We start from the raw sequence: 1,162 nt of genomic DNA on the forward strand, positions 1-1,162 counted from the left end.
GTTCCAGATCGTGCACCAGGTCGAGGAGCTGTGGATGAAGCTCATCGCCTACACGCTGGCCGACGTCCTCGATTACCTGGTGAGAGAGGATACCCACCGGATCGTCACGCTGATGGGCCGGGTGCACCGGCTGATGCGGCTGATGACGGCACAGCTTGACGTGCTCGAAACCATGTCACCCAAAGAGTATCAGCAGATCCGCCTGCAGCTCGGCAATGGCAGTGGCCAGGAATCGCCAGGCTTCAAGCTGCTCCTGCGCATGCCGCCGGACCTCTGGCGGGCCTTCAAGGCCTCATACCTCGATGGCCGCGGGCTGACCGTCGCGGATGTCTATGACGCGCGCTACGACCATGGCGACGCCTACGTCGTCGCCGAGGCGCTGATCGAGTTCGACGAGCTGTTCCAGAAGTTCCGCGCCAACCACCTCTATCTTATCCACCGCTCGATCGGGCTCGGCTCCAGATCGCTGAAGGGTCGCCCGGTGGAGATGCTGGAAGGCGGCGCCCGCCACCGTTTCTTCCCCGAGCTATGGGACATACGCTGCGACATGACCGACCGCTGGGGCGCTGAATATGGCACCGTCAGGGAGTCGATCAGCCATTGCCCGCACGCGAAGGCGGGGTGAGCTTGGCTCCCCCTTCTCCCTTGTGGGAGAAGGTGTCCGAGCGAAGCTCGGACGGATGAGGGGTGTTGGCCGGAATGCTACCTTTCAGATATAAACATCTAAAATCATTTGATTTTCCGCGCCGAGCTTCTTCCAGCACCCCTCATCCGTCTCGGCGCTGCGCGCCGATCCACCTTCTCCCACAAGGGGAGAAGGGGGAGCCAGGCTTGCCACCCCGCCAGCCAAAACTATTTGCACCCCCATGTCGGAACTCCCGCGCCTCGCCCGTCCTAGGGCCGAACGCAGCAACACCCGGAGAGACATCATGGAAAGCACCCAATCGACCTGGCAGACCGCAGTCATCCTCATCGCCCGGCTGATCTTCGCCGCCATGTTCGCGATGGGGGTGGCCTTCAAACTCATGGATATCGGCGCCACCGCCGGCTACATCGCCGCCGCCGGCTTCCCGTTCCCGCTGTTCCTGGCATGGTGCGCGGCGATCCTCGAAACGCTGCTGGTGATTGCCTTCCTGACCGGCGCCTTGCTGACCCCGGCGGC

The 1,162-nt window shown here is 63.2% G+C and carries 2 protein-coding genes; both read left to right on the forward strand.

What is annotated here, in order from left to right:
- Positions 1-625: tryptophan 2,3-dioxygenase family protein (locus EOA33_RS36345; protein ID WP_127407769.1), on the forward strand; the 625-nt coding region annotated here is incomplete at its 5' end.
- A gap of 304 nt (positions 626-929) precedes the next feature.
- The coding region (locus EOA33_RS36350) for a DoxX family protein (protein ID WP_145989534.1) at positions 930-1,162 on the forward strand (233 nt) is incomplete at its 3' end.

Source organism: Mesorhizobium sp. M4A.F.Ca.ET.050.02.1.1 (genome assembly GCF_003997725.1).
Classification (GTDB): domain Bacteria; phylum Pseudomonadota; class Alphaproteobacteria; order Rhizobiales; family Rhizobiaceae; genus Mesorhizobium.